This is a genomic window from Arthrobacter sp. R3-55, from assembly GCF_054161505.1.
The window spans coordinates 1,971,903-1,994,996 of the sequence record NZ_CP096423.1 but is presented as its reverse complement, the minus strand read 5'-3'; the positions used below and the strand labels follow the sequence as shown (position 1 = coordinate 1,994,996).

Here is a 23,094-nt window from a genome sequence, read left to right as displayed (position 1 = left end):
TTGACCGTGTCCACAGCGCCCCCGGTTACTTCTGTTTCTGCGACAGTTGTGTCCAAAACTTTTCCAGCCCTTCGTTGACCCGCTGAACGTCTTCCGGCGTTCCCATGAGTTCAAATTTGTAAAGATGCGGCACCTTGCACTTGACGGAGATGATGTCCCCCGCCGCGCAGTAATTGTCCGCGAAATTGGTGTTCCCTGCTCCAATAACACCGCGGATCAGTTCCCTGTTCCTGGGATCGTTAAGAAATCTGATGACCTGCTTCGGCACGGAACCTTCGCCGTTCGTTCCGCCGTAGGTGGGCAGAACAAGGACGAAGGGTTCAAGGGCTCTCAGCGGAGCATCCTGGGCATATAGCGGGATGCGCGCAGCATCCGTGCCCAATTTTTGGACGAATCGTTTGGTGTTCTCGGAGGTCGAGGAAAAGTAGATGAGGTGACTCCTCGTGGTCACAGCTTCCGCAGCATCGCGTACGGGTGCCGCTGCCAGCGGTGCCATGGGAGTCACCTCGACTACATAGGAATTCTGAGTGTGCTGTGGTGGCGAAGTTTGAATGAAACTTAGGCCACGGAGGAAACGGCCTGTGCCAGTTCCTCAATCTTGTCCGGGCGGAAACCAGACCAGTGGTCCTGCTCGGTTACGACAACCGGCGCCTGCATGTAACCCAGTGCCTTGAGGCGCTCAAGGGCCTCGGCATCCTGGGAGATATCCACGCTCTGGTAGGCAATGCCCTTTTTGTCCAGTGCCCGGTAGGTTGCGTTGCACTGAACACAGGCCGGCTTCGTGTAAACCGTTACGGTCATGATCCCTGTCCCCTTAATTGAAGTCTGTCGCTCTTCGTATCTGGCGGGCTCAACCGGAACTAACTACTGAATCCGATACCGGCCCGCGGGCTGCCGTGACAGCCAACACGCTCTGATTTTGTCTTGCGCTGGTTTCCCGCTCAATCCGTAAATCGATACTACATGTAGTGCAAGCGTCGAACTGGAACCCCAAGATGATGTATTACAAGTATGTCATTCAATCCACCGGTCGTCCACAGGCAAGGGCCCTCAAAATGTCCGTGATTCCGCCAAATTGAGAGATGTCATCCACACCCTGTGGACTACTTAGCCACATTTAATCTCCAGCGTGTCGCCGGGATACGGCGTGTCGTGACACTTTGAAAATGTGGCGTGGCGAACAGCTAAAATCTGCTGATGGTCAATCTCCTCCACCTCCGGACGCTGATGGAAGTAACCCGTTTGGGTTCCTTTGCCGCTGCCGCCGCCCAGCTTGGCTACACAGCCTCGGCAGTCTCCCAGCAGATGGCCGCGCTGGAACGCGATACCGGCGTCGAGCTTTTCCAGCGGTCAGCGCGCAGCGTTGTCCCCACGGAAGCGGCCATGACCATGACCCGGCACGCCTCGAAAGTACTGACCGACGTCGAGGCCCTCATGGCGGCGGCCTCAAGGACCAACGACTCCCCCGCCCAGGAACTGAGGCTGGGCATCTTCCCAAGCCTTGCCACCTATGTGCTGCCTGAGATCCTTCGGAACGAACGCTGGAATGGGTTGGGCATTGAGCTCCGGGTCTCCGTGGCCGAACCCGCCCAAACCATCCAGGGCCTGCGCAGCGGCGGCGAATTGGATGTGGCCTTGGTCTACCAGGTGGGGCAGTCCGGCCTGGCTTGGCCGCACTCGCTGGAGCGGCAGTGGATCGGGGACGATGATTTCCGGGTGGTGCTGCCTGCGTCCTGGAAGATTCGCGAGGACGCCGAGATCGAAGCAGCGCATCTGTCCGACATGCCGTGGATCATCCACCACCCCGGCACCAGTGACGCCCTGGTGATTGAGCGGCTCTTCGCCAGCTGCAACCTTCACCCCCGCGTGGTGGCCTACAGCGACGACTTCCACGCCAGCCTGGAAATGACCGCCGCCGGACTGGGCGCATCACTGGTACCGGAACTGGCGCTGCGGAACCGGCCATCCGGCGTCGTGGTCCTTGACGTACCGGACATCCGATTGGCACGAAACGTCTTCGCCCTGCTCATCAACGAAAAGCGGACCGCCCAAGTGCAGTTGTTCACACAGCTGCTGGCCGATACCCTCCGGGACACCTCCGGCAAGAGCGGACTTCACCCCCTGAAAACCGCGCCTGTCAAGGGTCCGCAACGGCGTAGGTGAAATATTGCCAAGTGCTGGAACCCGCAGGTTGATGGGGTTAGATTGATCACATGGGCAAGGTAGCGAGCAAACATTTTGGGGAGATCGAGCTCAACCACGGGCGTGAACATTGTTTCGTCGCCAGACACGAGCTCGCCGGCAACCAGCTGGAACTGGACCTCAATGTCACCGCGCACGATCACTTTGACGAGGCGGCCATGCGCAAGGTGGATTACCGACTGCGCTTCCTCCCCGAACTGGTGGACCAAGTCAGGGAAATGATCGCCGACGAACTCGACCAGGACGGCACCAATCCCCAACAGTTCCTGCATTTCCATAGCTCACAGCTCAAGGATGAGCAGTTGGAATCGGTCTTCGGCGTCCGGGACAAGGGCCAGCTGACCAACGATGTGTTCCTCAAGGCCCTCAAGCTCGGCCACGTCGCCATCTACCCGGGACAGCCGGAACGGTACTTCGTCCTGGACTTCACGCTCGGATCACACTTCACGGACGAGCTCCTGGTGGTCGCGGCCGATGAAGACGGCGTGGTGGACGACGAAATCCTCTGGGAGTAGCAAACAACTCCAACAACGTACGACGACGGCCGGTCACCTTCTTGGTGACCGGCCGCCGTCGTTGTTGTCCGATGTGGGTCCAAGAATTGGTGAACTTTGTTGGATAAAAGGTTCACCAGGGCCTGTCGACGCGCGGACCATCGTCAGGGCTTCTCAGATACTCCCCGCGCTCCTGCCCTTCCGAACGCTCCCGCTGGGCTTGTTTCGCACTTTCCTCCAGCTGTTTAAGTTGTTCCTGTGCAGGGGCGGTCGGCGATTCCTTGGAAGGCTGCTGGGGTCCACCATTTTGCGGCTGGCCCTCAGCGATTTTTGAGCTGAGCCGCTCTTCTGCTTCATCAAGGGCGGCACCCTCACCGGCGGCATTGGCGGGACCAACAGCATGGCACTGTGGCGGTGACGCCTCCGCGGCAGCAAGCCCTTCGGCAAACAGGCGGGCCGCAGCATCGCCCTCGCCGGCGGCGTCTCCCAATTTCTCGATGCTGAGCACCAGGTTGACCCGGACCTTGCATTCGTCATCGCCCGGCCCCGCGCGCAACGCAGCCTCAAAATCAGCCCTGGCAGCGGCAAAGTCACCGGCCAACACCTGGGCGCCCCCTGAAGCGAACAAGGCCTTATGCGGCTCCACAATGTTTGCAAGGCCAAGCCACGTTGCCGCTCTTTCTACATCACTCCCCTGGCCGGCGGCATACGACTCCGCCGCTGCACCGCCAAGGAAGCCGACGCTCAACAGCTTCGCGGACACTGCGAGCGCCAAAAGGGCCGGTGGTGCGGACCATAGCGCAAGCCGGCGCCGTCGTCGTAGGTTCTGGTTCACGGGCTGCGTTCCTTCGATGTAGGCCGGAGGTTCAGGAGCGCGGCGAGGTGGCGCAGGGGCTCGTGCAGTGCCAGCAGGAAGGCGGCCAGGGCGAGCAGCCAGTAGAGCTCAATGCGTCCGGGCGTGTCTGCATCGCTAATGGTGAGGGCACCTGGCTTGGCTTTGCTGAACATCGCTGTTGGAGGCTCTGTGCCTGTTCGGTGTACGTACGGGACGTTGAGCTGGCCGGCGATGGCGCGGAGCCGCTCTTCGTCGATGCGCGAAACGGCGTCTTGTGCGGTGTCGTGGCTTCGGTCCTTGAGGTAGCCGGCGTCAGGTTCCGGGCTTTCCTTCATCCGCCCGCCTTGGCTGGTGCCGTAGCCGAGGACTGCTCCCCCGGCGACGTTATCGGCGTTCATGGTTGCCGGGCGTTCGGCGCTGGTGTTTTCGCCGTCGCCGGCGTAGAAGACCAGCGCGGGTCGCCCCGGATGTTGCTCCTTGGCTGCAGCGAGCCTGTCTTCGAGCAGCTGTGCTGCACCGGTGACGCTGCTGCCTTTGGCGTAGCGGAAGATTTGGGGTTGGAGCGTGGTCATGGCCGTCTGCAGGGCTGTGGTGTCGCGGGTGAGGGGCATGCGGACGGTGGCTTTGTTGTCGAAAGTGATGAGTGAGAATTTGGCACCGGCGAGCTCCTTGGCTATCGCCATGACGTCGCTTTGGGCGCCCGTCAGACGGGTGGCGGAACCGTTGTAGTCTTCGGCTGCCATGCTGGTGCTGGTGTCCACCACAAAGAACACGTCCATCTCCGCGGCGGCGGTGTTGGCCTGCCCACCGGGCCAGCCCGGCCGGAGCATGGCAAGGAGCAGAAGCACGACGGCGGCGGACCGCATCACTGCGGGCCGCAGGTTCGGCCGTGGTTGGTTGCGCGCCGGAGGCCCTGGTGTCCACAGTTTCCAAGGTTCCCACTGCAGCGCGGTGAGTATCACCACGACTGCGAGCGCCAGCACCAGCAGGGGCCACGGAAGGATGGGGGCGAAGGTCATGGTTCCAGCCGCCAACCGAGCACCAGCATGCCCGTTCCGGCAACCAGGGCGATCCCAAGCGGCCAGGCGGGAGCATCTGTCACCACCGCCCGGGGTGCTGCCCGGTAGCTTGTTGCCTCTGATTCCTGCACTTTCCCCACAATGCCTTGCACAGCCTCAGAGCTGTCCACAGTGAAGTACGCACCCCCTGTACGCTCAGCGGCAGCCCTGAGTTGGGAGCCCGGCTCGCCGGGTTGGTTGCCGTAGTCCATGTCGCTGGGGTTCAGTGCGTAGACCTTCACGTTTTTTGCGGCGGCCAATGTTGCTGCTTCTTCCAGGCTGAAGATCGGTTCCCCGGAGAGGAAGTTGTCAGTGGCCAGCACCACTGAGCGTGAGCGCTGGGGCCCTGAAGCTGCCGTGTCATCGGGGAAGCTCTGCACGCAGGATGCCAGGCCGTCCCCGATCAGCGAGGAACCCGCGCCGTTCCACGTGCCGTCGAAGAAGGATCCTGCCCCGCTGTCCAGGGCTTCCCTGGCTTCGGCCAACTGTTCGGCGGCGTAGTAGTAATCATCCGTGAGCGGAAAGAGCTGCACGCTGCTGCTGTCGAAGATGACCATGCCGATTCTTTCGCCGTCGAATTCCTTGGCGAGGTCTTCGAATACCGCGGCGATGGCTGCGTCGGTGCTGGTCATGGATCCAGAGACGTCCAGGCAAAGCACAATGTCCCTGTTCCGGATTTCCGGCTCCTCCGTGGTGCGCATGACGGGCCTTGCGGCGGCGGTGGCGGTGGCGGCGAGGAATACGGCGCCTAGGACCACAGCACAGGCCAGCCGCAGCTTGTGCCTGCGGAGTGCGTGCTGATATTCCGGAAGGTCTGTCAGGCGGGCACCGTGTGCAATGGGCCGGGTGCTGGGAGAACGACGACGACGGTACAGCCAGGCGCTGAGAGCCACCGCTGCGGCGGCAAGGGGAAGCATCCACCAGTAGCTCAGTTCCATCCGATCACCACCTGCCTTGCAGCCTCCGCCGAGTGCTGCACGGGGTGGACGGGCACTCTGGCGAATTCGTTGGGGTATATACCTGCGATTCCTTCCGCGAGACCAGCAAGTCCTTGTTCGCGGAGCTCCTCCAGCGTCATGGACGTGACCGGCAGCCCGGTGGCTGACCCGGCAAACTCCCGCACGAGGAAGCTGAGTCTTTGGTGGGCATCGCGCACTGGGATGCGTCCGGCGTCGGCGTCCTCTGCTGTTGCATTGATCGCCGTGAGGCACGCCGAGCGCAATGCATCCAGGTCCGGCAGCGTCCTCCCCGGGGTTGGGGTATGTTTCCGGCGCGCGGGCCGGAAGATCCAGGCATACCAGGCACACACCAGCAGCAGCGCCAGCAGCCCGACCCAGAACCACAACTGCTGGTACAAGAGCGGTGCGTAGAATCCCGCGTCATCGCGCACGGTTGCCACCCCCGGCGGCAGCCTTGGCCGGGACGGCACCGGATCGGTGCTTTTCCAGGAGGGCAAAAACAGCAGAAAGGACATCATCGCTGCCGGAGGTTTGTTCCTCGGCTATGCCCACGCGGCGGAAGATCGAGCTGCGGCGCTCTTCGCGTTCGGCCATGGCACTTTCATACGCCGCCCGGATCTTGCGGTCCCCGGCCAGGATCGACGGGATACCCTGTCCCGTCCGCACATCCGTACTCTGCGGGGAGTTGCGGCCAGCCAGGGGTGTCAGGTCCGCGTCCCGCACGGTAAGCCACAGGACTTCATGCCGGGCTCGAAGCCTGCGCATCAAGCCCTCAGTACGGGAATCGGGCATGAACTCGTCCGCTATGGCGACAATGAGCAGACGTCCCTTCAGATACCTCAGGACGTAATCCAACTGCTCCGCGAGCGAACTGGCCGGGCCGTCCACGGCGACGCTCGCATCAACCTCCTGCAGCAACCGTTCCAAGTGCTCCTCGCCGTTGCGGGGCGGGAGGTACCGGGTTGCGGCCTCGTTCCCATGGAGAAGGCCGACGTCGTCCCCGTGGCGGCACGCCACATATCCCAGGACTCCCGCGGCATGCACAGCGAGGTCTTTCTTCGACTCACCGGACAACGCCTGGGCAGCCATGGTCCGTCCGGTGTCCACCAACAACAGCACTGAGTGCCGCCGGACTGCCACATACCGCTTGACCAGGGGCGATCCGTGCCGGGCGGTGGCTTTCCAATCGATATCCCTGACTTCATCGCCGGGGACGTAGGCCCGTAGCTCATCAAAGTCCAGGCTGCGGCCTTTGAAGACCGAGCCGTATTCGCCATCGAGCAGGGTAAGTGTCCTCCGGTGGGCGAAGATGAACATCTTCGACTTAACCCGGCGAAGCAAGCTGGGCACTCGTTGTCCCCGCTACGGCGTCTGGACAGACGCCACGACAGCATCAATAACGGCTTCCACCGGGACACCTTCAACCACGGCATCGAAGCCAAGGATGATGCGATGCCGCAGGATGCGGTGGGCAAGGCTCTTAACGTCCTCGGGAATGACGTGGTCCCGGCCGTTCAGCAAGGCCAATGCCCGGGCTGCCTGGCTGAAGGCAATGCTGGCCCTGGGGCTGGCCCCGAACTCCACCAGGTTCGCCAGGCGGGGTTCCAGGTACTGGGAAGCATTTCGGGTGACGTAGGCGAGGCCGACGATATACCTGACGATGGCGGGGTCGATGTAGACCCTCTTCACCAGTTCCTGGACCTGGACCACAGCGTCCAGGGAAGCAGCAGCCGGCGGCGTCCTGTCGGCGTCGAAAACCCCGGCGTCGATCCTGCGGATGACCTCGGCTTCCTCAGCGGGGCTCGGATAGTCCAGGACGTCCTTGAGCATGAAGCGATCCATCTGGGCTTCGGGGAGCCTGTAGGTGCCCTCCTGCTCGATCGGGTTCTGCGTAGCCAGCACCAGGAATGGCTGCGGCAAAGGATAGGACTCGCCACCGATGGACGTCTGGCGTTCCTGCATGGCCTCCAACATGGCGCTCTGGGTCTTGGCGCTGGATCTGTTGATCTCATCCAGCAGCACGATGTTGGCATGGACCGGACCCAGCTGAGTGACGAACGTACCCTTGGCGGCATCGAAAATCTGGGTGCCCGCAATATCGCTCGGCAGCAAGTCCGGGGTGCACTGGATCCGGCGGAACTCTGCGCTGACGGACTCCGCTATGGCCTGGGCGGCAGTGGTCTTGGCAAGGCCAGGGACACTTTCCAGCAAAACGTGACCCCCGGTCAACAAGCCGATAACCAGGGTCTCGCGAAGCCGCGACTGGCCCACCACCTTGTTTTCAAAACTCCGGATAATGCTGCCCACGAGTTGTTGGGCCCGGGCCATGTCCGGTGCGTCGATTCCGGCCGTGGCTGTGGTCTGTTGCACTCGTGGTCCCCTCGCTGGCGTCCGGCATCTCCTTGCAGGTGCCGGCGCCCGATTCCGGGCACTGGATAGTTCCACCTGCATGGCCACTCTATCCAAGCCCTCCCCGTTCAGGGCCGCAATGGGGACCCCTCCCCATGCAGCCTTTCGAGGTCTATCCTTTTGCCATGCATCAGCTACCAGCCGCCTACCAGAACTACCTTGCCGCCCAGGACCAGCACGTCATCGACGCCGTCCGGCCCGTCCTCCTTCAATCAGCCGCTGACCAACGCCACGGGGTCCGGATCACCTACAACACGGGCTCCACCGGGCATCAAGCCCACCTGGATGAGTCCATACCGTACGGCCAGATCATCGAGGACATCGACTGAGCCACCCCCTGCACGGCGCCAGCTATCCCTTCACGGCGCCAGACAGGGCAAAGGAGTTCCCCATGCCCCGTGACACCAGCGTGTACAGCAGAAGCACCGGGACCGAATACAGGATCGAGAACGCAGCCAACTGGCCATAGGCGATCGCCCCATGCTGGCCAAAGAAACTGAAGATCGACACAGCCGCCGGTTGCTTATCCGGCGACAACAACAGGATGAAAGGAACAAAGAAGTTCCCCCAGGCCTGAATAAACACGAAGATGAACACCACTCCAAGCCCCTGCCTCATCAACGGCAGGACAATGGTCCGCAACGCAGCCATGGCCGAGGCTCCGTCCATCCAGGCCGCCTCCTCCAGCTCCACAGGAACAGAATCCATGAAGTTCTTGGTCATCCAGATCGCCATGGGAAGGGTAGTGGTAGCCATGAAGAAAATGGTCGCCGCCATGGAATCCAACAGTTGCAGTTGGACGAACAACCCATACACGGGAACCATGATGGCTGTTACCGGCAACGAGGTACCGAACAGCACCGTGTACATGAACGGCTTGTTGAACCGGGACTGGTACCGGGATAAGGGATACGCGGCCAGCACGGCAGCAAGAAGATTCACCACAGCCGTCCCGGCAGACAACCAAAAACTGTTGGCCAACGGCCGGAACAACAACTCAGGGTTCAGCACGGCGGCGAAATTGGCAATGGACGGCGACGACGGCACCTGGGTCTGGTAACCCGCTTGGGGATCTACCGCGGCCAGGAGCAACCACAGCAACGGCGCCACAAAGCACACCCCAACCACCGCCAAGGCGATGTTCGCCCACAGTCGCGCCCGGGAGCGGGAGCTGCCGCCCGACGTCGTACTTGTCTTCCGTAGCTGCGCTCGCAGCGCCCTGGTGGTCACGGGCGCCGCTCCCTCAGAAGCCGTACATAGATGGCCCCAAAGATCATGCCCAACAGGATCAGCACCGATGCCACCGCTGTGCCGTATCCGATGTCACCGAACTTGAAGGCCTCCTGGTAAGCCAGGACAGGCAAGGTGGTGCTGGCGTTGGCCGGACCGCCCGCCGTCATGACCCAGATGAGGGTGAAAACCGCCAGAGTCTGGAGGGTGATCAGCATCAGGTTGGTGGTGATGCTGCCCCGGATCAACGGCAACGTGATGAAGGTGAGTCTTTGCCATCCCCGGGCACCGTCCATGAGCGCGGCCTCGGAAATGTCCCGCGGCACGTCCGCCAACGCCGCCCGGTACACCAGCATGGAGAACGCCGTGCCCCGCCACGTGTTAGCCAGGATGATCGCCACCAAGGGGAAGGAGTACAGCCAGTCCGGCCCCTCGATACCGACCATGCCCACCATTTGGTTCAGGGTTCCGTCCCGGTTGAAGTAGGCATAAGCAGCAAACGCAGCAACGATTTCCGGGAGCACCCAGGCTGCAACCACTGCCGTGCCCACCAAGGAAGAAACCACCGTTCCGGATCGTGTCATCAGCAGGGCAATCAGCAACCCCAGGATGTTCTGGCCCAGCACTGCTGACGCGGCGACGAACACCAAGGTCAGCCAGGCAGAAAGCGGAAACGAGTCATCGCTGAACATTCGGAGGTAGTTCTCAGCGCCCACCCATTGCGGGTCCTTCGCCGCTTTTCCCGTCAACGCCGCGTCGGTGAAAGACGCGTAAAAAGACCACGCCACCGGTGCCAGCAGGAACAGCAGGAGCAGCAAAATAGACGGAATTACCGGCAGGAGCCGCATGGCGCGGCGGATGGTCATTTCTCCAGGACCTTGTCCTCACCCACCAGCTTCCGGACGGTGGCATCGTATTCCGCTGCGGCGTCCTCGGGACTTTGCTTCCCCGTAATCACTGACTCCGTGGCTACCTGGACGGCAGTGGAAATCCTCGGATAGTCAGCTGTGGCGGGCCGGTAATGAGTCACTGCCACCAGGTCGGAGACGTCTTTGACGAACGGGTTGGCTGCCAAGTAGTCAGCGTCCGCGGCAACATCGGTACGGACTGCAATCTGTGAATTGTTGATGTCGTAAGCTAGCGCGTTCTTTTTGTTCAGTGCGGTGGTGAGGAACTGGAAGGCAAGGTCCGGGTTTTTGCTCTTCGCGCCCACCGCAAGCGTCCAGCCCCCGGACATGCTGACTCCCCCGGGCTCCTGGCCGTTCCGGGTGGGGAACATCGCGACGCCCATGTCCTGTTCATATCCGGGCCACTCATAGGTGCCGCCTTTTTGCCAGAACGACGGCGTGTAGGAACCCTCCACGGTGGCCGCCAGTTTGCCTTGCGGGAACCACTCGCCAAAGACCTTCTTCCAGACGTTGGCATCCAATGCCTCGGCGGGGCTCACTGCAAGTTTTTCATCGTAGAGGGTTTTCAGGAACGCCAGCGAATCAGTGAATCCCTGTGATCCGACCACCCACTTCTTGGAGTCCTCGTCATACAAGGTGCTGTCAGTCCCGTAGAGAAGCTCGTAAAAGCCCTGCATGACTGTGCCCTCGCCGGTTCCCTTGCCCGCGTACATATTGAAGGCGATCACGTTGGGATCCGATGCCTTCACAGCACGGGCAGTGGTCAGGATCTCTTCCCAGGACTTCGGCTGCCAGGGCAGGGAAATGCCCGCCTTTTGGAGGACTTTTTTGTTGTACCAGATAGCCCTGGTGTCAGTGCCCAGCGGCACCGCATAAATGCTGCCGTCATCTGCCCGGCCGGCTGCCTTGGCCGCTTCGTTGAACTGAGACCAGTCAGCCCATTTTTCCAGGTGGTCATCCAGCTTAAGGAGATAGCCGGCGTCGACGTCCGAACGGACTTTAAACGTGTCCTCGTAGAAAACATCCGGCGCTGTGTCTCCGGATCGCTGCGCCAACGCCAGCTTGGTCCCGTAATCGTCATCGTTGGCCTGAATGGGCTGAAGTTCAACGGCCACACCGGAGTTGGCTGCCTCGAATTCCTTCTTGGCATCCTGCATGACGGCATCCAGAGCGGTGAAGGCATCCGTTTTTTGATAGACAACCTTCAACGTCTTGTTGCCGGCATCAGGGGTGGGCGAACAGGAACTGGCTGCCACAACCACAGCTGCAAGTGAAGCGATTGCGGCAAACTTCGCCGCCACCCGATTCAATCCGGCTAACTTCATTGGGCGGCCCATGGTGCTCCAATCCGTCAAACGTGGTGCTGATTCAGCCTTCCAAGAGGAGCCGCTGGGCACGCGGTGCCAGCATATGCTCCAGAACGAGGCAAGCGGCACCGATCGCACCAACGTCCTCGCCCACTCCGGTTCCTACAACTTCGAGGTCATGGATCATGCGGGCAGCATTGTTCTTATCCAGCAACTCCGGAACCCGCTCCAGGAAGTAGGGTGACATCCGGCCCCAGAAGGGACCGCCGAAGACCACACGCTCCACATCCAAGGTATTGGTCACCACCGATACCGCACGTGCCACGAGCGTGGCCGACTTGTCCAGAATGGCAATGGCTTTTTGGTTCCCGGCATCTGCTTTGTCGCACAGCTCGGCAAAGCGTTCCTGGACCTCGGGGCCGTCCGCACCTTCACGGTGACCGTCCAGGATACCGGCTGCCTCGGCCTCGGCCACCAAGACCTGCGGGATGCAGGAGGACTTGACGCATCCGTGGAGCCCGCAATCACACAAGGGACCGGCAGGATCGACCATGATGTGCCCGATTTCGCCGGCGTTGCCGGAGGTTCCACGGACAACTTCGTCGTTGAGCACGATGCCACAACCGATGCCCGTTCCCATATACATGAAGACAAAGCTGCCGGCCCCGCTTGCACCACCTGCCCATGTCTCGGCAACGGCCGCGCTGGTGACGTCCTTGTCAACGAGGGTCTCCAGCCCCGTGGCTTCGCTCAGGGCCTCACGGATGCGTACCCTGTTCCACCTCGTCAACAGAGGCGGCTCCACCACTGAGCCTTCATTGAGGTCTATGGGTCCGGGGACAGCAACGCCAAGACCAGCGATCTTGGACGCGTCCACTCCCGACTCTTCGACCAGCACTTTGATTTGCTCCGCGATGCTGGTGATCACACCGGCGGGGTCACCGCCCGGGGTGGACATCCGGGAATGCCGGACCACGTCACCCAAGAGGTCAAGGACAACAAAGGTGATAACGGCGGGGTCCAAATGGACACCAATGGCGTACATCCCGGCGGGATTCAAGCGCAGGATGGTTCGCGGTTTGCCCGGCCCCGATCCTTCCTTGCCGGCTTCAACAATCAGCTGCTGGTCCAGCAAGCGCCGGGAGATATTTGAAATGGTTTGGGGGGAAAGCCCAACAATCTGTGCCAGCTCCACGCGGCTGAGTCCCTGCGCTGACCGCCGGATCGCCTCCAGAATGACGGTCAGATTGAAGTCCCCCATACGGGGTAGATTCGTTCCGCGCCTCGGTGTCGGCTGCCGGATCTCAGTCACTGATGCCCCTCGTCATTCGGAAAAACTTCGTCGAATTTAGTCTGTGTCTGCATCGTACGGTACCCACGGCTCCACAGATACGAGCACACGCTGGCGCCGGAGTCAGGGCTTGATAACAATGCCACTGAATTGTATGCGACAGCCTCCCTGACCGTGCCTTGATGACGGCGGCTCACGATTTGAGGCTGCGCGTCACCGTGAACTTCGGATTGCGCCCTTCTTCCGACGTTGGCCCAATGAGCCGTTCCAATGCCCCCCGGTACTGCAAATGACTGTTGTAGACGGTCCACAGCTCTCCGCCCGGCGTCAGTACCCGCGCGGCAGCCTCGAACATTTTGAGCGCCGCGCCGGCATGTACGCTCGCTCCAACGTGGAAGGGCGGGTTCAGCAGGATCAGGTCAGCGCTACCGGCCTCAAGCGTGGACATCGCATCATCGTGTAGGACCAGCACCCGCTCCCCCACCCCATTGGCCTCAGCGGTACCCCGGGCCGAGTCAACAGCAGCCGCGGATTGGTCCGTTGCAACCACAAGGGCTTCCTTGTGGCGCTGCGCATACATGGTGGCAAGGATTCCAGTGCCGCATCCCAGATCCACAACGCGACGGGCGGCCGTCATTCTGTCCAGGAAAGTCAGCAGGTAACGCGTCCCGATGTCCAGGCGGGCGCCGGAGAAGACGGCACCATGGGCACACACCGTGATTCCCAGTTCCGGCACCGGTTCCACCACGGGAAAGGGGGGTTCGTCCGGAGCAGCCTTAGGGGTCCGGGCAATGATCACCCTGGACTTCTGCCGGCCAAGCTGGGGTTGTACCGAGGAGAAGTACTTCTCCAGAACCAAGTTCATGCCGGTAGACATATGCTTGACCCGGCCACCGGCCAACACCACTGCCTCCGGGGCGGCGAAGCGCGCTACGGCGTCCGCGATTTCCTCCAGTTCGGCCAACGACTTGGGCAATTGAATGAGGATCAGCCCGGCATTGTCCAGCAGTTCCGCGTCCAAGCCATGCTGTGTGAAACGGTTTTCCAGGCCTGTTGTGGCTGCGTTGCGCTCCAACGCCAGCCTTCCAGTGAACAGGTCCTGGTGGACGCGGACATGCCCGACGCCGAGTCCCGTCAAGGCACCCAGGGTCAGGGCGCCGTAGCGGTCGCCAATGACCACTACGTTGGTACCCGCGCCAACAATTCCGGCAGCTGATTCCAGGAGAAGCCGATCCGTGGCGTCGTATGCCTGCAGGTTGTCCGCTACGACGTCCGGGAACCTGCTCAACGAACCGAAAAGAGTATCCAGTTCCAATGCCGTCACGATGAAGGTTCTCACTTTCGTTGCGTTTTTGTCTCGACTTTGTCAGTGCTTGGGAGGAACCTGAGAGTGCAGCACGCAAACACCTGGTTGTCCCGTCAGCTGGTGAATCATCAGAGCGGCGGCAGGCACGCGTCGCGGTGGCCATGGAGCCAGGCACCGGGACCATCCGTTATCCGGCTCCCCCTCCCCTGCGAGAAGCCATGAGTGTCAATGTTGTCACGAATCTCGAAGTAAAGTCCCACAACTCCCCCGACGAAGCACGCCGTCCGGACAAGACCGTCCTGGATCTCGTTACGGTGGGAGATTACACAATCGGCCGTATGACCTTTGAACCAGGTTGGACCTGGGCCGACTGCATCAAACCCGTAGTAGGTACCGATACCTGCCAGTTGAGCCACGTTGGATTCTGCGTTTCGGGCAAGCTGGACGTCGAAACCGACGACGGCGGCCGGATCAGTATTTCCGCCGGTGACTCCTACACGATCCCGCCAGGGCACAACGCCCGAGTGGTTGGCGATCAGCCATTCCAGGGCGTCGAGTTCGTCAGCGGCGCCGAATTCGCCAAACCACCTGAATAGGGTCGCGGCATCAAGGAAAAGCAAAAGACCCCGCTCCCATGAGCGGGGTCTTTTTCCGAAGTGGAGCTGAGGGGACTCGAACCCCTGACCCCCTGCATGCCATGCAGGTGCGCTACCAGCTGCGCCACAGCCCCGGATTTGTTGAATCCCAGGAGAAGATTTTCTCTTCCCGTCGAAGCAACTCGTCAATACTAACCACATTCCTTCGAGAAGCGAAATCGCCCGGACGTGAACTATGTCACTCGAAAGAAACGGCCTTCAGATGGTGTCAGGCAGCCAAGGCGCGCTGGATCATATCCACCGCGCCTCCCCCCAAACGGGCTGCCGTCGGGCGTGCCGTAGACCAGCCCGCCCCCAAGAAGTCTAAGTTCGAAGCTTCTAGAAACCAAACCGTACAGTCGGTTTAATTAGTTCAGTGGTACAAGGCCGGTGATAGCGTTATGGAGGTTCCCGCAGGGTCTTGCGCGCGAATCCCCGGGGATCCTCGTGTCCCACGCCATCACTGGAAAGGTCAGTCACCGCCGATGCAGCAACGTGCGCAGGACACCCGGCTGGCAGTCATCCAAGGCGCAGCCCTTGTCTTTGCAGAGATCGGCTATGGAAACGCGAGCCTTGCCGACATCACCAAGAGAGCGGGCGTGACCAAAGGCGCGCTCTACTTTCACTTCACGTCCAAGCGGGAACTTGCCTTGGCAGTCATCGACGAGCAACACGCCTTGGTACAGGCAGCCGGCGCTGACATCGCATCCTCCCAGAGCCCCGCTCTGGAAAAAATCATCGGACTATGCAGGATGTTCGGGCAGCAACTATTGGAGGAGCCGATCGTCCAAGGGGGTATCCGGCTCACATTCGAGGCCTCCGCCTTCCAAGCTGACGTTTCCGGGCCCTACCAAGACTGGATCACCACCGTTGAGCAGTTGCTGGCCCAAGCCCGGAATGAGGGTGATGTCCGCGCCGACCTGGATTCCGCTGCGTTTGCCCGCTACTTGATCGCATCCTTCACCGGGGTTCAAATGGTCTCCGAAGTCCTCACCAAGCGGGAGGATGTCATGGCCAGGATTGAAGAGATGTGGGAATTCATGCTGCCGGCCCTGACTACGGCTGCGGCCAAATAGTCACCGGGGACAGCAAAGGGTCCTGCCTTCCATAAGGAAAGCAGGACCCTTGGTGGTGGAGCTGAGGGGACTCGAACCCCTGACCCCCTGCATGCCATGCAGGTGCGCTACCAGCTGCGCCACAGCCCCATATCCTTGCTGCTTCACGTCCGGCCTTTCAGCCATCTGCGCCGAAGCAACTCAAATATCTTAGAACAGCGTTTCCGAAAATTCCAAATCGGGCATATTCGGAAAACGCAGCTTCCTAGTGCTCTGAGTCCTCCGCGGGAACAGCCTTGGCGGAGGCATCGTCACCGAGCTCCAGATCCACCACCGGGCAGTCCTTCCACAGGCGTTCCAGTGCATAGAACACGCGATCTTCGGCGTGCTGGACGTGGATTACGATGTCGGCATAATCCAGCAAAACCCAGCGGCCTTCGGAGCGGCCTTCACGGCGTACCGGACGCAGATCCTGCTTGAGCAGTTCTTCCTCAATGCCATCGACGATCGCGTTGACCTGGCGCTCTGTGGGAGCAGAAGCGATCAGGAAGATGTCAGTGAGCGCCAGCCGCTCGCTGACGTCAAGGGCAACGATGTCTTCGGCGAGCTTATCGGCCGCTGCACGAGCGGCGTGACGAGCGAGGGTGATGGATTGTTCATGTGCAGACACGGGGACTCCTTGTTGTGGCCTGTGGCCTTGGTTTGGCGTATGCCGAGATGAAGCGGAACTAGCCGCTGGTGATCATGATGATGCCGACGATGAGCGCAACCAAGCCCAAAGCCAAAACACCGTACTGCAGCAGCCTGTTGCGCTGCGCCCTGGCCAGACCTGCAGTATTGACGTCCAACGGATCAAGTCCGTAAGCCGTGCTGGCAGAAATTGGTGGTCGCTGCGTCTCTTCGGCCGACTCTGCTGCTGCGACAGGCTTTTTCCTGGCTGACCTGGCAACAGCTTCCGCACGGGCAAGAACGCCCGCGCGGCCCCGGGAAACCGGCTTCTTGACCTGCGAGGCGTCCAATGCGGGACCTGCCGAGGTGATCAACGGAACAAACGTGGTGCTGGGACGCTTCATGACAGGACGCTCAACACCAGGAACCTTCACGAACTCCAATGGAGTCACCATGGCGAGGTTGTTGGCCGTGGAAGGACCCGACGTGGCGGCCGGAGATTTGGCCTGCTCCGCCTTGTTCTGCTCAGCCTTGTTCTGTTCAGCGAGCTTCTGCTTGGCTGCAGCGCGTTTGTTCAATACTGCTGCACGCTCGGCCAAGGCGATCTGCTCCGCCAACACTGCCGGATCCACGGCCAACGGATCCTGCTCGGCAATATGCTCCAGTTTGGACGTCTGATTCTGGACCTGCGCCGCAATCAACTCACGGACAGCCAGCGCCTGCTCAACGGACATTCCGGTTTCCGCAGCAGCATCAGGAACGATGTTGTTGGACGGGTTGTCCTCAGGGGCGGTCTTGCCGGCCGCGGTCTTGCCGCCGTCCGGCTTACCGCCCGCGGGCTTGTACAAGCCAGGCTTGGAAGCCTCGGGCGTTGCCGGGCCGGGCTTGGAGATCCCGGACTTTGCGCTACCGGGCTTTGCTGCATCAGGTTCAACGGCGACGGTCTTGGCGTCGACGGGGGCCGAAGCTTCGGGGGTTTCGACGCCATCCGTTGCAGAACCAGGCTTTGCCGTCACCTGCGTTGAGCCCGCCGCCGGAACGATCGGATTCATGGAGGTGGCTACTTCGGCCTGGAGTTGCTGAAGTCGAAGCTGGCGCCGCGTGGGGGGCCCACCTCCGGAAAGCTGCTCTTCCTTATCCGCAAGTTCCTTGATAGTCCGTAGAGCCGCGCGGTCACGCGCCCGGACCTGCGAGGATCGCTCCTGCGCAGCCGTTCCCACAGCATCCACCGGCCCATCGGCGGCACGGCGATTACGCGCAAGGGGACGATCCGCACCGCCACCAGCATCAGCTTTAGCGCCAACCGTGACACCCGCATCGGCTTTCGCCGGGACCTTCGGCTGCGCAGTGTCATTAGGCTTCGCAGTGTCATTAGGCTGCGCAGTATCAACGGGCTGCGCGCCGGCGTTCGGCATAGCAGTGCCCTCTGGCTGCGCTGCGGGGTTTGCCTGCGACGTCGTCTCCGACTGCTCTTCCCGGGCGCGGCGAAGCTCACGCCTGCTACGGATGGGTCGCTGTTCCTGGCTGCTCATTCAAAACTCATTCAGTACGTGCTTGGTCGTCTGATCCGGACAGTACGGGCGTCAGCTCCCCTGCCACGGGCTGGGGCGCGTACAGTCCATATTTTGCGATGTACTGCACCACGCCGTCCGGCACCAAGTACCAGACGGGGTTGCCTGCACCTACCCGGATCCGGCAATCCGTGGAGGAGATCGCCATAGCGGGAACTTCGAGCAAGCTGACATCGTCAGTCCGTCCGAGGTCGTTCAGTTCATGTCCGGGACGGGTCACCCCGACGAAATGCGCCAGAGACCACAACTCATCCACATCTTTCCAGGACAGGATCTGGGCCAAGGCATCCGCGCCGGTAATGAAGAACAGGTCTGCGTCAGGACGCTGGGCCCTCAGATCACGCAGGGTATCTATGGTGAACGTGGGTCCGGGACGGTCAACATCCACCCGGCTCACCGTGAACCGGGGGTTGGATGCTGTCGCAATCACTGTCATCAGGTACCGGTGTTCCGGCTCGCTGACAAGTTTGTGCGACTTCTGCCACGGTTGTCCCGTGGGCACGAAAACCACTTCGTCGAGTCCAAACTTGGCTGCTACTTCGCTGGCAGCCACAAGGTGGCCGTGATGGATCGGATCAAATGTTCCACCCATCACGCCCAGCCGAAGCCTGCGCCCCGACTCCCCACGTGGTGTTGCGGCAATAATGTTAGTGGCCCTGCCCGTGGGTGTGCTTGTTCGGGTGCTGGCGGTGCGGGTCGGAGTGCTCTTCAACAGCCTCGTGGCGGTTGCCCAGGTTGGTGTAGGACAGCGTTACGAACAGGAGGACCAGCATGAGGGCGAACATCACGATGCCGAAGACCCACGGCTCTGCCCACAAGGGTGCGAGTTCCTCGTGGCCGCCGCCTTCTGTTTGGGCGGCAATGGACGTGGCGATCTGCTGAAACAGCATCTTCTCCCCTAGTTGGTTCTCAAATGTTTGCACGGCGGGGCTTCCCGACGTTCCGGACTTCTGTTCTATGTTACAGCGTTGCTAGCTGCGGACTTGGCCTTCACCCTGGACGATCCACTTGGTGGTGGTCAGCTCCGTGAGACCCATGGGACCCCGGGCGTGCAGCTTCTGTGTTGAAATACCCACCTCCGCGCCGAGGCCCAGTTCGCCGCCGTCGGTAAAGCGCGTGGAGGCGTTGACGATCACGGCAGCGGAGTCGATCTCTGCAATGAACTTCTCGGCATTGGCCAGGTTGTTGGTGAGGATCGCTTCCGTGTGTCCGGTAGTCCACTTGCGGATGTGGTTGACCGCTTCATCCAGGTTGTCCACCATGGCCACGGCGAGGTCAAGGTCCATGTATTCGGTGGCCCAATCGTCGTCGTCAGCGGGAACGGTTTCAACGTCCCCGCCCAGGGCAGCGGCAATCCTCTCATCCACATGCAGCGTCACCCCTTGTGACCGCAGCGCCTTGGCAACGGCAGGGAGCACTGTTGCCCCGGAGTGCACCAGCAGGGTTTCCACCGTGTTGCAGACGCTGGGACGCTGGGTTTTGGCGTTGAGGAGGATCTCCACTGCCATTTCCTCATTGGCGGACTCGTCGATGAAGATGTGGACGTTGCCTTCGCCGGTCTCAATGACGGGTACGGCGGAGTTGGTCACCACTGTCTGGATGAGGTCCCGTCCACCTCGCGGAATGAGGACGTCCACGCGTCCGCGGGCGCGCATCAGCACGTTGGCACCTTCGCGACCGTACTGATCCACAGTCTGGACAGCATCGGCAGGCAGGCCCACTGAGTCCAGGGCTTCGCGAAGGATCCGCACCAAGGCCTCGTTGGTGTTTGCGGCGGCGGACCCGCCACGCAGGATCACGGCGTTGCCGCTCTTCAGTGCCAATCCTGCGATATCCACGGTGACGTTCGGACGTGCCTCATAAATCGCTGCCACAACACCCATGGGGACGTTGACTTGGCGAAGCCGCAACCCGTTGGGGAGCGTCTGTCCGCGGACAACGTTGCCCACGGGATCGGGCAAGCCTGCCAGGTTCTCCAAGGCGGAAACAAGCCCGTCAATCCGGGCAGGGGTGAGGGTCAACCGGTCCAGGAGTGCTGCAGAAGTGCCACTGGCGCGGCCTGCTGCGATGTCCTTGGCGTTGGCTTCCAAAACATGCTTCCGGTTCTCCACCAGGGCTGTACCGATGGCGCGGAGCGCACGGTCCTTCCAGGCACGGTTCGCCTGGCCTATGCGGCGGGCGGCCTTGCGGGAACGGTCGGCTATGGCATGGACAGCAGCCTGGACATCCTCCGGAGAGAGCGGAGCGCCGCCTGCCACGGGGCTCTCCGGCGTTTGTCCGGCAGTACCGGCAACGTCGGAAATCACGGGGGCATCAGGGGTCAGCGCTTCAGTCATGCTCCAAGTTTAGATGAGCGGGAGGTCCGCAGGAGCACCAGATCGTCAACATGAACAACTTCGCGGTCGTAACCGCGCCCCATCGCCTGGCCGAGCTCCTGGGTAGTGCGGCCGAGCATGCGCGGGAGTTCATCCGAGGAGTAGTTCACCAAACCACGCGCCACGACGGTTCCGTCATGGGAAACCATCTCCACAGGATCGCCGGCTTCGAAATCCCCGCTGACCTCTGAGATCCCCGCCGGCAGGAGCGACCTGTGCCGTTCACGCACGGCTTTCACCGCGCCGTCGTCGAGCATTAAGCGACCGTGAACTGTCGCCAGATGCGCCAACCACAACAGACGTACCGGCTTGCGGTTGCCGTTGACGGCGAACCAGGTCCCCACGTCCTCCCCCGCCAAGGCGGCAGCAGCGTTGGCGGTGGACGTGACCAGGGCATGGATCCCGGAGCCGGCCGCGATCGAGGCCGCCTCAACTTTGGTGGTCATTCCGCCGGTTCCCACGCCTGCCTTGCCGGCCTTGCCGATGGTGACATCCTCCAGGTCCCGAGGACCCCGAACCAACGGAATACGCTTGGCGCCCTGGGACGGCGGACCGTCGTAGAGGGCGTCGACGTCGGACAACAACACCAGCGCATCGGCGCGGACCAAGTGGGCCACCAAAGCGGCCAGCCGGTCGTTGTCCCCGAAGCGGATCTCGTGCGTTGCCACGGTGTCGTTCTCGTTGACCACAGGCACCACGCCGAGGTTGAGCAAACGGTCCAACGCCCTGAAAGCATTGGTGTGCTGGGTGCGACGCATCAGGTCATCGGCAGTCAGCAGTACCTGGCTGACTGTCACGCCATGGGCACTAAAAGCCTGGGTGTAACGGGCCATCAGCAGCCCTTGGCCCACACTCGCTGCAGCCTGCTGAGTTGCCAGGTCCTTGGGCCTTTTGGCCAGGCCCAAGGGAGCCAGTCCCGCAGCGATGGCACCGGACGAGACGAGGATGATCTCGGTGCCGGCATTGCGCTTCTCTGCCAGCGCATCCACCAACCCGGCAAGGGACTTCTCGGAAATGCCGCCCTTGATGCTCGTCAGGGAAGAGGAACCGACCTTGACTACAATGCGCTTGGCGGTGGCGAGGGCCTGGCGCTCAAGGCCCTCGGCCGTGCCAGGAGCGTCGAACGTCCTAGTCGTCATCACCGGAGTCCAGGGTACTCTCCCTCACGGTCTGTGCCCGGCGGCCGCTGACGGACTCAGTCCAGATGCCGGCCTTGCGTTCGGCTTCAAGTTCGGCGCGGGCGGCAGCCTTGGCTTCGCGGCGCTCAATCTGCTCATCACGCTTCTGCGAACGCGTAGGACGATCACCAATGTCCGCAACGCGGATATCAGTGCCACGGGGGGTTGCCAGGAGTTCAGCACCGGCCATCATGGTGGGCTCCCAATCGAACACCACTCCATCGTCCTCACCGATAACCACGGTATCGCCGGGCTTGGCACCGACCTTGAAGAGTTCCGTCTCGACTCCCAGCTTGGCCAGGCGGTCGGCGAGGTAGCCGATTGCTTCCTCATTGGTGAAGTCGGTCTGCTTGACCCACCGCACGGGCTTTTCGCCCAGGACGCGGAACAGCGGCTCAAGGTTCTTTTCTTCGCGGCGGATCTTGAAGCCGGATTCGTTGACTGCACGCGGACGGAGCACGGGCGGGGCCACCTTGGGCGGTGCCACAGCCACAGCATCACGAGCGGCCTTGACGATCTCCGCCATGGCAAATCCGAGCTGGCGCAGCCCCTCATGGCTGGTCGCCGATACTTCGAAGACACGGTAGCCCCGTGCTTCCAGGTCCGGACGAACAAACTCAGCCATATCCTTGCCATCCGGAAGGTCAACCTTGTTCAAGACAACAAGCTTGGGGCGCTCGTTCAGGGGAACTACTTCGCCGTCAACACCGGCATAGCTCATATCAACCGCGTACTTCTCCAGCTCCGCCTCAATGATGGCGAGGTCGGACAAGGGATCGCGATCCGATTCAAGGGTTCCGCAGTCGAGAACGTGCACCAGTGCGGCGCAGCGCTCAACGTGGCGCAGGAAGTTATGCCCAAGCCCCTTGCCCTCACTGGCGCCCTCGATCAGACCGGGGACATCGGCAATGGTGAAGCGGACCTCGCCGGCCTGCACCACGCCAAGGTTGGGGATAAGGGTAGTGAAGGGGTAATCGGCGATCTTCGGCCGGGCCGCAGACATGGCAGCGATCAGGCTGGACTTGCCGGCAGACGGGAAGCCAACCAACGCGATGTCCGCGATGGACTTCAGCTCCAGGACAATGTCACTGGATTCACCTTCGATGCCGAGCAGCGCGAAACCGGGAGCCCGGCGCTTTTGCGAGGACAGGGAGGCATTGCCCAGGCCGCCTTGGCCACCTGCAGCAGCAATATATTCAGTACCTTCGCCCACGAGGTCAGCCAGGACTTCGCCGTCCTTGGTCTTGACCACGGTGCCATCAGGGACCGGAAGAATCAGGGTCTCGCCGTTCTTGCCGCCTCGCCAGTCACCCATGCCCGGGCCACCATTGGTGGCGTGGCGGTGGGGTGCGTGGTGGTAGTCAAGCAGGGTGGTGGTCTGGGCGGACACGCGAAGGATGACATCGCCACCGTTACCGCCGTTGCCGCCGTCAGGGCCACCGAGCGGCTTGAACTTCTCCCGCTTGACAGAGACACAGCCGTGGCCGCCGGTTCCGCCGGATACGTGCAGTACTACCCGGTCTACAAAGCTCGCCACGTGAATCTCCTCATTTGCTGCCTTACAGCGTTTGTTGCTGTTGCCAGCGTTGTTGCAAAAACCAGTGCGCCCAAA

The 23,094-nt window shown here is 61.7% G+C and carries 25 protein-coding genes and 2 tRNA genes; 5 read left to right on the top strand and 22 right to left on the bottom strand.

Features of this window, described 5'->3' with window-relative positions; genetic code table 11:
• Window positions 1-25 precede the first annotated feature (25 nt).
• Window positions 26-496, bottom strand: coding sequence for a class Ib ribonucleoside-diphosphate reductase assembly flavoprotein NrdI (gene nrdI, locus M1D51_RS09360; RefSeq protein ID WP_159734007.1), 471 nt, complete (start codon window positions 494-496; stop codon window positions 26-28).
• A gap of 62 nt (window positions 497-558) precedes the next feature.
• Window positions 559-801, bottom strand: coding sequence for a glutaredoxin-like protein NrdH (gene nrdH, locus M1D51_RS09355; RefSeq protein ID WP_011775022.1), 243 nt, complete (start codon window positions 799-801; stop codon window positions 559-561).
• A gap of 396 nt (window positions 802-1,197) precedes the next feature.
• On the opposite strand from nrdH, the gene M1D51_RS09350 reads away from it, so the two are divergent.
• Together M1D51_RS09350 and M1D51_RS09345 are read left to right on the top strand one after the other, a co-directional pair.
• The gene (locus tag M1D51_RS09350; protein ID WP_172325526.1) at window positions 1,198-2,163 is read left to right on the top strand and encodes a LysR family transcriptional regulator; all 966 of its coding nucleotides are present in this window, start codon (window positions 1,198-1,200) and stop codon (window positions 2,161-2,163) included.
• A gap of 50 nt (window positions 2,164-2,213) precedes the next feature.
• Window positions 2,214-2,717, top strand: coding sequence for a DUF2004 domain-containing protein (locus M1D51_RS09345; protein WP_172325525.1), 504 nt, complete (start codon window positions 2,214-2,216; stop codon window positions 2,715-2,717).
• A 112-nt stretch (window positions 2,718-2,829) separates the two neighbouring features.
• Here the strand turns inward: M1D51_RS09345 and M1D51_RS09340 are convergent, their stop codons facing one another.
• The 6 genes from M1D51_RS09340 to M1D51_RS09315 are packed head-to-tail and all read right to left on the bottom strand — an operon-like array spanning window position 2,830 to window position 7,918.
• Window positions 2,830-3,531 carry a hypothetical protein gene (locus M1D51_RS09340; protein WP_458109290.1) on the bottom strand — a complete coding sequence of 234 codons (702 nt, stop codon included), beginning with the start codon at window positions 3,529-3,531 and terminating at the stop codon, window positions 2,830-2,832.
• The gene (locus M1D51_RS09335; protein WP_458109289.1) at window positions 3,528-4,550 is read right to left on the bottom strand and encodes a vWA domain-containing protein; all 1,023 of its coding nucleotides are present in this window, start codon (window positions 4,548-4,550) and stop codon (window positions 3,528-3,530) included. Before M1D51_RS09335 ends, M1D51_RS09340 begins: the two co-directional genes overlap by 4 nt.
• Window positions 4,547-5,527, bottom strand: a complete 981-nt coding sequence (locus M1D51_RS09330) for a vWA domain-containing protein (protein WP_458109288.1) — start codon at window positions 5,525-5,527, stop codon at window positions 4,547-4,549. The genes M1D51_RS09335 and M1D51_RS09330 overlap by 4 nt, the downstream gene beginning before the upstream one ends.
• Window positions 5,518-5,988, bottom strand: a complete 471-nt coding sequence (locus M1D51_RS09325) for a hypothetical protein (RefSeq protein WP_458109287.1) — start codon at window positions 5,986-5,988, stop codon at window positions 5,518-5,520. The genes M1D51_RS09330 and M1D51_RS09325 overlap by 10 nt, the downstream gene beginning before the upstream one ends.
• Window positions 5,969-6,898, bottom strand: coding sequence for a DUF58 domain-containing protein (locus M1D51_RS09320; protein ID WP_458109286.1), 930 nt, complete (start codon window positions 6,896-6,898; stop codon window positions 5,969-5,971). The genes M1D51_RS09325 and M1D51_RS09320 overlap by 20 nt, the downstream gene beginning before the upstream one ends.
• Window positions 6,899-6,910: 12 nt before the next feature.
• Window positions 6,911-7,918 (bottom strand): AAA family ATPase, encoded by a 1,008-nt coding sequence (locus M1D51_RS09315; protein ID WP_309138424.1) that lies wholly within the window; start codon window positions 7,916-7,918, stop codon window positions 6,911-6,913.
• Window positions 7,919-8,082: 164 nt separating this feature from the next.
• Between M1D51_RS09315 and M1D51_RS09310 the strand changes: the two genes are divergently transcribed.
• Entirely contained in the window at window positions 8,083-8,286 is a 204-nt protein-coding gene (locus tag M1D51_RS09310) for a hypothetical protein (protein ID WP_253951685.1), read from the top strand.
• A gap of 22 nt (window positions 8,287-8,308) precedes the next feature.
• Here the strand turns inward: M1D51_RS09310 and M1D51_RS09305 are convergent, their stop codons facing one another.
• The 5 genes from M1D51_RS09305 to M1D51_RS09285 all read right to left on the bottom strand — a co-directional run bounded on the left by M1D51_RS09305 (window position 8,309) and on the right by M1D51_RS09285 (window position 14,017).
• Window positions 8,309-9,187: a carbohydrate ABC transporter permease gene (locus M1D51_RS09305; RefSeq protein WP_458109285.1), complete on the bottom strand. Its 879-nt coding sequence runs from the start codon at window positions 9,185-9,187 to the stop codon at window positions 8,309-8,311.
• Window positions 9,184-10,053, bottom strand: coding sequence for a carbohydrate ABC transporter permease (locus tag M1D51_RS09300; protein WP_458109284.1), 870 nt, complete (start codon window positions 10,051-10,053; stop codon window positions 9,184-9,186). The genes M1D51_RS09305 and M1D51_RS09300 overlap by 4 nt, the downstream gene beginning before the upstream one ends.
• On the bottom strand, window positions 10,050-11,420 hold the full coding sequence (locus M1D51_RS09295; RefSeq protein WP_458109283.1) for an extracellular solute-binding protein: 1,371 nt from the start codon (window positions 11,418-11,420) through the stop codon (window positions 10,050-10,052). The genes M1D51_RS09300 and M1D51_RS09295 overlap by 4 nt, the downstream gene beginning before the upstream one ends.
• 43 nt (window positions 11,421-11,463) lie before the next feature.
• Window positions 11,464-12,663: an ROK family protein gene (locus tag M1D51_RS09290; protein ID WP_458109282.1), complete on the bottom strand. Its 1,200-nt coding sequence runs from the start codon at window positions 12,661-12,663 to the stop codon at window positions 11,464-11,466.
• 223 nt (window positions 12,664-12,886) lie between these two features.
• Window positions 12,887-14,017 (bottom strand): class I SAM-dependent methyltransferase, encoded by a 1,131-nt coding sequence (locus M1D51_RS09285; protein ID WP_458109574.1) that lies wholly within the window; start codon window positions 14,015-14,017, stop codon window positions 12,887-12,889.
• A 200-nt stretch (window positions 14,018-14,217) separates the two neighbouring features.
• On the opposite strand from M1D51_RS09285, the gene M1D51_RS09280 reads away from it, so the two are divergent.
• The gene (locus M1D51_RS09280) at window positions 14,218-14,595 is read left to right on the top strand and encodes a cupin domain-containing protein (protein WP_172326255.1); all 378 of its coding nucleotides are present in this window, start codon (window positions 14,218-14,220) and stop codon (window positions 14,593-14,595) included.
• Window positions 14,596-14,656: 61 nt separating this feature from the next.
• Here the strand turns inward: M1D51_RS09280 and M1D51_RS09275 are convergent.
• Window positions 14,657-14,729 (bottom strand) — tRNA-Ala (locus tag M1D51_RS09275).
• Window positions 14,730-15,119: 390 nt separating this feature from the next.
• Here M1D51_RS09275 and M1D51_RS09270 point away from each other — a divergent pair.
• Window positions 15,120-15,710: a ScbR family autoregulator-binding transcription factor gene (locus tag M1D51_RS09270; protein ID WP_458109281.1), complete on the top strand. Its 591-nt coding sequence runs from the start codon at window positions 15,120-15,122 to the stop codon at window positions 15,708-15,710.
• 53 nt (window positions 15,711-15,763) lie between these two features.
• Here the strand turns inward: M1D51_RS09270 and M1D51_RS09265 are convergent.
• The 8 genes from M1D51_RS09265 to obgE form a co-directional block, all read right to left on the bottom strand.
• Window positions 15,764-15,839 (bottom strand) — tRNA-Ala (locus M1D51_RS09265).
• A gap of 115 nt (window positions 15,840-15,954) precedes the next feature.
• Complete coding sequence (gene rsfS, locus M1D51_RS09260) at window positions 15,955-16,359, bottom strand: ribosome silencing factor (RefSeq protein ID WP_172322648.1); 405 nt, start codon at window positions 16,357-16,359, stop codon at window positions 15,955-15,957.
• Window positions 16,360-16,417: 58 nt separating this feature from the next.
• A complete protein-coding gene (locus tag M1D51_RS09255; protein ID WP_458109280.1) occupies window positions 16,418-17,890 on the bottom strand; it encodes a hypothetical protein in 1,473 nt (490 codons plus the stop codon).
• A gap of 7 nt (window positions 17,891-17,897) precedes the next feature.
• The gene (nadD, locus tag M1D51_RS09250; protein WP_216659717.1) at window positions 17,898-18,521 is read right to left on the bottom strand and encodes a nicotinate-nucleotide adenylyltransferase; all 624 of its coding nucleotides are present in this window, start codon (window positions 18,519-18,521) and stop codon (window positions 17,898-17,900) included.
• A gap of 55 nt (window positions 18,522-18,576) precedes the next feature.
• A complete protein-coding gene (locus tag M1D51_RS09245; RefSeq protein WP_172322645.1) occupies window positions 18,577-18,819 on the bottom strand; it encodes a hypothetical protein in 243 nt (80 codons plus the stop codon).
• Window positions 18,820-18,900: 81 nt separating this feature from the next.
• Window positions 18,901-20,265: a glutamate-5-semialdehyde dehydrogenase gene (locus M1D51_RS09240; RefSeq protein WP_458109279.1), complete on the bottom strand. Its 1,365-nt coding sequence runs from the start codon at window positions 20,263-20,265 to the stop codon at window positions 18,901-18,903.
• A complete protein-coding gene (gene proB / locus M1D51_RS09235) occupies window positions 20,262-21,443 on the bottom strand; it encodes a glutamate 5-kinase (RefSeq protein ID WP_458109278.1) in 1,182 nt (393 codons plus the stop codon). Before proB ends, M1D51_RS09240 begins: the two co-directional genes overlap by 4 nt.
• A complete protein-coding gene (obgE, locus tag M1D51_RS09230) occupies window positions 21,433-23,019 on the bottom strand; it encodes a GTPase ObgE (RefSeq protein ID WP_172322642.1) in 1,587 nt (528 codons plus the stop codon). Before obgE ends, proB begins: the two co-directional genes overlap by 11 nt.
• Between the last annotated feature and the right edge of the window lie 75 nt (window positions 23,020-23,094).

Excerpts from the sequence above, each read along its gene's own strand:
- nadD (WP_216659717.1), bottom strand. The coding sequence starts at position 18,521 with ATGGGTGGAACATTTGATCCGATCCATCACGGCCACCTTGTGGCTGCC.
- M1D51_RS09245 (WP_172322645.1), bottom strand. The coding sequence starts at position 18,819 with ATGCTGTTTCAGCAGATCGCCACGTCCATTGCCGCCCAAACAGAAGGC.
- proB (WP_458109278.1), bottom strand. The coding sequence starts at position 21,443 with ATGACGACTAGGACGTTCGACGCTCCTGGCACGGCCGAGGGCCTTGAG.
- M1D51_RS09350 (WP_172325526.1), top strand. The coding sequence starts at position 1,198 with ATGGTCAATCTCCTCCACCTCCGGACGCTGATGGAAGTAACCCGTTTG.
- M1D51_RS09280 (WP_172326255.1), top strand. The coding sequence starts at position 14,218 with ATGAGTGTCAATGTTGTCACGAATCTCGAAGTAAAGTCCCACAACTCC.
- nrdH (WP_011775022.1), bottom strand. The coding sequence starts at position 801 with ATGACCGTAACGGTTTACACGAAGCCGGCCTGTGTTCAGTGCAACGCA.
- M1D51_RS09240 (WP_458109279.1), bottom strand. The coding sequence starts at position 20,265 with ATGACTGAAGCGCTGACCCCTGATGCCCCCGTGATTTCCGACGTTGCC.
- M1D51_RS09295 (WP_458109283.1), bottom strand. The coding sequence starts at position 11,420 with ATGAAGTTAGCCGGATTGAATCGGGTGGCGGCGAAGTTTGCCGCAATC.
- M1D51_RS09255 (WP_458109280.1), bottom strand. The coding sequence starts at position 17,890 with ATGAGCAGCCAGGAACAGCGACCCATCCGTAGCAGGCGTGAGCTTCGC.
- M1D51_RS09335 (WP_458109289.1), bottom strand. The coding sequence starts at position 4,550 with ATGACCTTCGCCCCCATCCTTCCGTGGCCCCTGCTGGTGCTGGCGCTC.
- M1D51_RS09270 (WP_458109281.1), top strand. The coding sequence starts at position 15,120 with ATGCAGCAACGTGCGCAGGACACCCGGCTGGCAGTCATCCAAGGCGCA.
- M1D51_RS09290 (WP_458109282.1), bottom strand. The coding sequence starts at position 12,663 with ATGGGGGACTTCAATCTGACCGTCATTCTGGAGGCGATCCGGCGGTCA.
- M1D51_RS09345 (WP_172325525.1), top strand. The coding sequence starts at position 2,214 with ATGGGCAAGGTAGCGAGCAAACATTTTGGGGAGATCGAGCTCAACCAC.
- M1D51_RS09330 (WP_458109288.1), bottom strand. The coding sequence starts at position 5,527 with ATGGAACTGAGCTACTGGTGGATGCTTCCCCTTGCCGCCGCAGCGGTG.
- M1D51_RS09300 (WP_458109284.1), bottom strand. The coding sequence starts at position 10,053 with ATGACCATCCGCCGCGCCATGCGGCTCCTGCCGGTAATTCCGTCTATT.
- nrdI (WP_159734007.1), bottom strand. The coding sequence starts at position 496 with ATGGCACCGCTGGCAGCGGCACCCGTACGCGATGCTGCGGAAGCTGTG.
- M1D51_RS09310 (WP_253951685.1), top strand. The coding sequence starts at position 8,083 with ATGCATCAGCTACCAGCCGCCTACCAGAACTACCTTGCCGCCCAGGAC.